This window comes from Methanospirillum hungatei (assembly GCF_020216685.1).
Classification (GTDB): Archaea; Halobacteriota; Methanomicrobia; order Methanomicrobiales; family Methanospirillaceae; genus Methanospirillum; species Methanospirillum hungatei_B.
The window spans coordinates 1-7,513 of the sequence record NZ_JAIWNS010000222.1 but is presented as its reverse complement, the minus strand read 5'-3'; the positions used below and the strand labels follow the sequence as shown (position 1 = coordinate 7,513).

The window sequence follows — 7,513 nt, the reverse complement described above, 5'->3', positions numbered from 1 at the left end:
TATGTTTCCGGAGATCGGCATCACAGAAATGATCAACCGCACAGACCTCATACCCGGCCCGGATGGCAGATAACACAACATGCCGGGTCGAGAATCCGGCCACGAGAATCCGCTTCAGAGTTCTTCCACCGTTTTACCGCATGCATTCGGATACACCCGGACTTTAGCCCCCGGAAACTCACGATGCAGTGCATTCGGAGCGATATGATCAAGGAACACCGCAAGCCCTGCAATCTCAGAGTGTGGCTGGTTTGTGACCGCCACGTTGTAATCAGCCATCTGGTAGAGATCGCCCGGAACTTTTTCTGCACCGACAATGACCAGTATCTTCTCCTTTGTCCTGATCTCCTCTTCGACATCAGGCAGGTTCAGGCCAAACATGGTAAGATGGACCACGACCCCGCCATCCTGTTTCCACCTCTTAATACACGAGTTCCAGCCGACTTTGTCCTCAACAAAGAACTCGCCACCAAACCGGTCGGCAACATCCCGGATACTTGTCACAACACCGCGATCATCTGCAGCAATATACATCCCGTCTGCACCAAGAGCCCGTGCTGTAAGACCAACATGAGTGGTAACCCGCATATCCCGCTGGGGCCGGTGACCAATCCTCAGAACAACTATCATTTCTTCTCCTCTCCGGCAGGCCTGTACCTGATTACCCCGCCAGATAATTCAAGCCCGTCTGAAAATATATCCGCCATCTGGTGTTTAAGCACAATCTCCTCCGTTGAGCAGGCACGCCAGGCATTATCCCGGATATCCACAAGACAATACCGCTTCAGCCGCGCTAGTGACGCATTGACGATATCCTGGGCATAGCCGGTCTGTTCAATAAGTGTCTCACAGGTACATCCTGGATTTCCTATTATCAGGTGATATACTGTCCAGTCGATATCCTCGTCTCTCACTATTCCCACATATTACCTCTCAACTGCCATGAGTACTTCCCCCTGATAATTACCAACTTTGTTGAAGTCACAGGAAAGGGTATGAGGATAGCATTCAACTCTGTTGGTATGCACAGGAACGCATTTATCACCGGCCTGGTGCTCATCGTCCTGATCACCAGTACGATATCCGTCAGTGCCACGGAGACAAAAGACGATGGCATCCCGCTCATTCACGTCACCGGAAGCGGGACCATCAAAGCGACCCCTGACCGGGTTCAGATTGAACTCACCGTTGTGACAAAGAATCCTGATGTAAAGGCGGCACAAAAAGAGAATGCACGGAAGATGGAAACCGTCATGTCCGCTCTTCGGGATCCCTCCAAGGGGAACCTGACCGGACGGGAGATTGGTACCACCTCTTACTACATCTCTGAAGTATACTACCCGGATGACGCCCTCAAAGCAAAGTACGGTGACAACGTCACCATCTACCAGGTGTCAAACACCATCTCCATCGAGACAGAGAAGATTGACCGGGTTGGAGATCTCATTGACCTTGCCGTTGCCGCAGGTGCAAACTCCGTAAGTTCCCTTCAGTTTACCTTAAGCCAGCAGAAGACCGCAGATCTTCGGAAGGAAGCCCTAGCCATCGCGGTGAAGAAGGCACAGGCAGATGCTGAGACCGTTATGGCTGCCATGGGCAAGACACTTGGAGATGTTCACGAAGTCACCGTGGATGAAAGTTACCAGCCGCCGGTCTATTACAACCAGGACTCCCGATCTGTACAGATGGCTGCAGGAGCCCCGTCTACTCCTATAGAACCGGGATCGGTTGAAGTAACTGCACGGGTTACCACAGGATACCGGATCCTCTGATCGGAAAATCAATGCCTGGAAAACCCATAAACCCCTTTTTCTCACAGGTCTTATACGTAAAGTATGAATGATGAATCCATCCCCTTTGCAGTACTCTCTGATATCGTGGATAGAATCCTCGAGGACTGTGACGAGGATGTTGTCTGCACCCGGATGCGTCTGACCGCCCTTGAACCGGCAGTCAGGGATGCCATTGTCGTTTCTGATCTGCTCAACGCCTGGCAGGTCTTCTACTACTTCTTCCAGGAGCAGCCCTTTGATGATGCATGTGAGATCCTTGCATTCACACCGGCATCGGTGTTGCCACAGGGGATCTCCATTGGTGAATACCGGGAATGCACCCTCACCTTTGCGGTAACCAACGGCCGGCCGGTTATCATCGTCTCTGATGATCTGCAGGAGATGAGACGGTTTTCCGGACCGCATGCATTCCAGGACGCAATCAGGTTTATCGATACAGAATAGACTGAAAAATCAGGCAGAAAATGCCCTGATAATATCCTCCGGACTTCCAAGGACCATCACCAGGTCCCCTCCACAGAGCATCTCATCTCCACCCGGACTGACCGTCATCTGCTGACCTCTCCGGATGGCAACGATCGATACCTGATACTGACTCCGGATCATCGTCTCTTTCAGCATTTTTCCGGCGTACTGTGAATCATCAGCAATCCGGATTGTCCGTATCTCCACATCAGGCACTAAAACCCGAAGGTCATCAAACGAGTAGGAAGGAGTGTTAATACTCCGGAGCATCTGGTATCCGCCTGCCCGAATCTCACTGACCAGCCGGTCAATCTCGCTTGTCGGTATCAGGTAGGTGTATAGAATCCGGGTAAAGATCTCAACCGCCGTCTCAAACTCCTCAGGGATGACCTCATCAGCACCAAGATCCATAAGGGTGGCGACTTCTCCCATGTACCTGGTCCTGACAATGATATGAATGGCCGGATTGAGCATCCGTGCTGTCTGGACAATCTGCTGAGTGCTAAAGGGATCATTGACGACGATGACCAGAACACGGGCCTTTGCTATCCCGGCCTTTTTCAGCACCTCACCCTGGGCTGCATCCCCGAACATAATCGGTTTTCCTTTCGCCTTCTCGTCTCGTACAGTATCAGGATTCATCTCAATGATCCGATAGGGAACACCGGCGATATCTGCTGATCTTGCCACGTTCTTCCCGTTCAGACCATATCCGACGATGATGATGTGATCCTCCGGCCCCTGCTCTTCGGTCTCCACCACATGGCTCCGGTCTGGCATGATCCGGCAGAGGGGAGAGGAGAGCGGGGCTGCAATCTTCCCTGATAACCCCATGAGGAGCGGAGCAACACCCATGGTTACGATTGACACATCAAGGAAGAGTTGAAAGGAGTCCTGGGCGAAAAACCCAAGCGAGGTTCCGGTTGTCGCAAGGACAAAGGAGAACTCTCCAACCTGGGCAAGGGAGATCCCGGTCATCACACAGGCCCGGGGGGCCAGACCTGCCAGCAGGGATGCCAGAGTTCCGGTCGCATATTTTACCCCGATGACCAGCAGGACCAGCTCTGCGATAATAAGCGGGTTTTCTATGAAGAACTGAAGGTTAAAGATCATCCCGATGGATATGAAGAAGAAACTGGTAAACAGATCCCGGAACGGGAGGATACTGGACATCGCATGGGTGCTGTACTCCGACTCTGATATGATAATACCGGCAAGGAATGCACCAAGGGCCATCGACAGCCCGAACTCACTGGTCAGGTATGCAACGATAAGACAGGTCCCCATAACGATGAAGAGGAACATCTCACGATTCTTGAGCCTGGCCGCATGAAGGAGAAGAGCCGGGACCACATACTTTGCAGCAACATACACCACCGCGATGATGACAAAACTCCCGATAAGAAGCCGGGCAAGGGAGACATCCGTATCAGTTGTGCCGGCAAGGACGGGGGTAATCATGACCATGGGAATGACGATCAGGTCCTGGAAGATGAGAATACCAAGCGTTGCCCTCCCATGCGGACTATCAACCTCCATCCGATCAGCAAGCACCTTCATCACGATGGCCGTTGATGACAAGGAGACCAGCATACCCCAGAAGAAGGCATGGGCAAGGTCCATCCCAGTAATCTGCATAAGGGCGGTGAAGATGAGGATGGTGGACAATACCTGAACCATCCCTCCGATAAGGACATATCGCCTTGATTTGAAGATCCGTGATACGGAAAACTCAAGACCGATGGTAAACAGCAGAAAGATGACCCCGAGTTCTGCAAAGAAACTGATAGACTCTTCATTGGTGATAAGGCCAAGACCGGACGGTCCTGCCAGAAACCCAGCGATTAAAAATGCAACGACTGAGGGGATCTTTACCCGGTACAGGACGATGAGGAGGAGGACGGCGATGAGAAATACCACCACAATCCCGGTGAATAGAGTTGCTAACTGCCCTTCCATGAACTGACCTATCATGGCACCTGATACCACTAGGTTCTTTTCATCATACGGCAGATCATCAGAGGAGCATGCAGCAGGGTGAAGGGCGGATCGCCGGTGCAGCAGATGTCGGGGGAACCAATACCCGTGTCGGGCTGGTTCGTGAGGACGGAAAGGTTGTAAGGATTGAGAAATTTCCAACGCCGAACAAAGGGAAAGCAGAGGACATACCTCTGGCCATTGCAAGAGTCCTAGAAGATATTGCAGGAGATATCCCTCTTGCCGGACTTGGCATTGCTGCAGCAGGGCCGCTCAATGTCAGGGAGGGGATCCTTGACCATCCCCCGAACATCCCCTTTGACACCGTCCCGATTGTTGCCCCTCTCAAAGAAGCAACCAACCTGACGGTGATATTCCAAAATGACTGCCGGGCAGCCGTTCTGGGTGAGGTCTGTGCCGGAGGGGGCAGGGGATATGAAACCGTTGTCTACATCACCATCTCAACCGGTATCGGGGGCGGAATATTTACCAATGGAAAGGTCATCACCGGGCGGGGAGGAAACGCAGGGGAGATCGGTCATTTCCCGGTTGATACGACCTATAACCTCACCTGCACCTGTGGTCTTTCCGGTCACTGGGAAGGGTATGCTTCAGGGAGAGGAATTCCCTTCTTTTTCAGGGAGTGGTGTACCGCTCATGATCTTCCCTGCACTGATACAATGACACCTGAAATTCTCCGGATCTCGGCAACTGATCACCGATATGCCGGATTTCTGGATGCCCTTGCACGGGTGAATGGCCGGGGACTCTCATCGGTGATAGTCGCCTATGATCCTGACTGTATCATCCTTGACGGAACGGTCATCCAGAAGAATCCTGAACTGCTTGACCAGGCTCTTGTCTATACTGACCGGTACCTTGACCTGCCACCCTGTTCATTCAGCCCCCTGAACGGAGATGCACCACTTATCGGCGCTGCGATGGCTGTATTTCATCCGGAGATGATATAAACGCGTTAATAAAGCTGGAAAAGCTATTGAACATACGAACAGCGATGAAGGCGGCACACATATTAATCCTTCTCCTGCTCCTTTGGATTATTCCGGCAGGGATGGGAGAAGCGATACAGGACGACAGACCGACAGCACTGATCCAAAACCTCCTTGTCATCTACATGATAGCCGGTGATCTGGAGAGTGATTATCAATCGGCGACCATGAATATCGCGGAGATTCTTGACGGGTATGGCGAGACCAGCGAACAAAATCTCCAGATTGTTCTTGGGTACGGGGGATCAAAAACGCCAGGATTTGGGGGAATTACCTATGTCACCGTCAAAGAACTGATGGAGGATGCATCAGACGGTGTGATCGGCAATACTGAGGATGTTTCGTATCATGACCCGTATGCAGACATGGGTAACAAGGAAACCCTTCAACACTTCCTCTCATGGACCGGAGAGAATTTCCCGGCTGAACGGAAGATCCTCATATTCTGGGATCATGGCGGTGGGTATGATGGCTTTGGTGTGGATGAGGTCACCGACGGGCAGCTTTCGCTTACGGATATATCACAGGCACTTGAGGCATCCGGCAATACATATGACCTGATCGGGTATGACGCCTGCCTTATGGGAGCGCTTGAAGTTGCCAAAGCCATGGAGCCGTACGGAATACTCCTGATCGGATCAGAAGAGACTGAACCAGGGACCGGATGGGAGTATGAAACCTGGATTAAAGCCCTTGGGGAAAACCCAGATATTGGATTTGAAGAACTTGGCCGGATCATTATTGATGCATACATGACCAGGGATGATACCGGAAAAACCCTCTCGGTCATCGATCTTACAAAGATCCCTGCGCTCATTCAGGCATTGGACCGTCTTGGGACCAGAATGATGCCCTACACCGAGTCAATTGACGGATACCGGGTTGTTGGAAAGGCATACCAGGTCCCTGCCAGATATGGATCAGACAACCGGGAAGGGGGAGAGACATCAGTAGACCTCAAATCATTCCTGAAAGCTATCGGGAACCAGACCCCGGATCTTACTGATGAGATAGCAGCCGTTACCACGAGTATTGATGAAACAGTCCTGTACCATCGGAATGATGAGTATGTTCCCGAATCTGGCGGACTGTCAATTATGTCCCCGAGCCGTATCACCCCTGACCTGTATGATGAACTGGGTGATGATGCACGGATTACGCCGGGGTGGGACTCGTTCTTTGTAAACCTCCTCGAGATTTCAGGACAGGATACTGAAAAGCCGGATATCACCAGATCTGATTCGGGGTTTCTTATTGAAGATCCGACAAACACCGCATCCGTTTATGCTGAGTATTACTATGCTGACGGGGACGAGCTCATTCTCCTCGGTGACGAACCGCTTGACCCTGATGAGAACGGCGAGTACACCCTGCCTCAGTGGGATGGCCGTTGGTACTACCTGCAGGATATGAATGACGAAGACAACTATGCACTCCTTGGGATGAGCTTTGAATCCATAGTGCCATCTGGATCGGTGTTGTATACGTCAGAAATTGATCTGATCAGGGATTCACTCAATACTACGGCGGTGCTGAACGTGTATATCAATCCACGGACCGGCGAGACACGGCTTGTTGCCTGCCCGTATACAATCCGGCAAAATGGCATTGTTCAGTTCTCACGGCAAAACCTTGACTTGGAACCGAATGATACGGTGTATTCGTATGCATGGAGAGTGGACGAAGATACCGAAACCGGTGGAGAGTGGGTTGAGATTGGTGTTCTCGATATAACTGAGAATACAAAACTTATCTACGACATCCTCCCGGACGGCATCTATGCCCAGGCACTCTATGCCGAATATGGAAACAAACCTGGTGACTATGCAGGGATGCAACTGTTCCAGATAGAGAATGGCGAGATAACACTCATGGAGCGTGAGACCAATATCACAGCACTGCAGGAACCTGAAGAGAATAACCAGTAATTTAATCCATTACACAGGAAATACCGGGAAGAACATCTTCCTGATATGTCTCATTTTTTTTATTCTATCGATTTTTATCCCCGCAGCAGCTGACGAAAACAGCACCCTTCTTATCGCTCTCTATGCCTCTGGTGGAACCCTTGAGCAGGAGCTGGGGCTTATAACCGATGATCTTGCACAGGTGGTTTTGGGTGCAGAAGATCTCTCAGAGCGAATAACAATTCTTGCAGCGTATGGTGGTGCAGACAAACCAGGATGGAGGGGGATGACCATCGCCGGGCTTGACGACCTGAAAGCAGACCTTGCAGACGGGGAACTTGGCAATAGCAACCTGTCAATT

Annotated in this window: 8 protein-coding genes and 1 pseudogene; 5 read left to right on the top strand and 4 right to left on the bottom strand. The window is 51.4% G+C overall.

The annotated features are described in order from the left end of the window. The 3 genes and pseudogenes from LDL35_RS13340 to LDL35_RS13330 all read right to left on the bottom strand — a co-directional run. Positions 1-118 (bottom strand): annotated as a pseudogene (locus LDL35_RS13340) (ATP-dependent carboligase); the annotation flags it as partial. Next, positions 115-630 (bottom strand): tRNA (cytidine(56)-2'-O)-methyltransferase, encoded by a 516-nt coding sequence (locus tag LDL35_RS13335; RefSeq protein WP_304023287.1) that lies wholly within the window; start codon positions 628-630, stop codon positions 115-117. The gene LDL35_RS13335 and the pseudogene LDL35_RS13340, both read right to left, overlap by 4 nt. Beyond that, positions 627-923, bottom strand: coding sequence for a hypothetical protein (locus LDL35_RS13330; protein WP_304023285.1), 297 nt, complete (start codon positions 921-923; stop codon positions 627-629). Before LDL35_RS13330 ends, LDL35_RS13335 begins: the two co-directional genes overlap by 4 nt. Before the next feature lie 72 nt (positions 924-995). Here LDL35_RS13330 and LDL35_RS13325 point away from each other — a divergent pair, with 72 nt between their 5' ends. Together LDL35_RS13325 and LDL35_RS13320 are read left to right on the top strand one after the other, a co-directional pair. Next, positions 996-1,772: an SIMPL domain-containing protein gene (locus LDL35_RS13325; protein ID WP_304023284.1), complete on the top strand. Its 777-nt coding sequence runs from the start codon at positions 996-998 to the stop codon at positions 1,770-1,772. A gap of 63 nt (positions 1,773-1,835) precedes the next feature. Further along, entirely contained in the window at positions 1,836-2,237 is a 402-nt protein-coding gene (locus LDL35_RS13320) for a hypothetical protein (protein ID WP_304023282.1), read from the top strand. A gap of 9 nt (positions 2,238-2,246) precedes the next feature. Here LDL35_RS13320 and LDL35_RS13315 read toward each other — a convergent pair whose 3' ends face one another. Next, on the bottom strand, positions 2,247-4,232 hold the full coding sequence (locus LDL35_RS13315; protein WP_304023279.1) for a cation:proton antiporter: 1,986 nt from the start codon (positions 4,230-4,232) through the stop codon (positions 2,247-2,249). 53 nt (positions 4,233-4,285) lie between these two features. Between LDL35_RS13315 and LDL35_RS13310 the strand changes: the two genes are divergently transcribed. The 3 genes from LDL35_RS13310 to LDL35_RS13300 all read left to right on the top strand — a co-directional run. Then, positions 4,286-5,206: an ROK family protein gene (locus LDL35_RS13310; protein WP_304023276.1), complete on the top strand. Its 921-nt coding sequence runs from the start codon at positions 4,286-4,288 to the stop codon at positions 5,204-5,206. Between the two features lie 44 nt (positions 5,207-5,250). Beyond that, entirely contained in the window at positions 5,251-7,173 is a 1,923-nt protein-coding gene (locus LDL35_RS13305) for a clostripain-related cysteine peptidase (RefSeq protein ID WP_304023275.1), read from the top strand. Beyond that, positions 7,124-7,513 (top strand): hypothetical protein (locus LDL35_RS13300; protein ID WP_304023272.1); only part of this gene is annotated, 390 nt, incomplete at its 3' end. The genes LDL35_RS13305 and LDL35_RS13300, both read left to right, overlap by 50 nt.

Bases quoted from the DNA above. Each gene is read 5' to 3' on its own strand.
- LDL35_RS13335 (WP_304023287.1), bottom strand. From the start codon at position 630: ATGATAGTTGTTCTGAGGATTGGTCACCGGCCCCAGCGGGATATGCGG.
- LDL35_RS13320 (WP_304023282.1), top strand. From the start codon at position 1,836: ATGAATGATGAATCCATCCCCTTTGCAGTACTCTCTGATATCGTGGAT.
- LDL35_RS13310 (WP_304023276.1), top strand. From the start codon at position 4,286: ATGCAGCAGGGTGAAGGGCGGATCGCCGGTGCAGCAGATGTCGGGGGA.
- LDL35_RS13305 (WP_304023275.1), top strand. From the start codon at position 5,251: ATGAAGGCGGCACACATATTAATCCTTCTCCTGCTCCTTTGGATTATT.
- LDL35_RS13315 (WP_304023279.1), bottom strand. From the start codon at position 4,232: ATGATAGGTCAGTTCATGGAAGGGCAGTTAGCAACTCTATTCACCGGG.
- LDL35_RS13325 (WP_304023284.1), top strand. From the start codon at position 996: ATGAGGATAGCATTCAACTCTGTTGGTATGCACAGGAACGCATTTATC.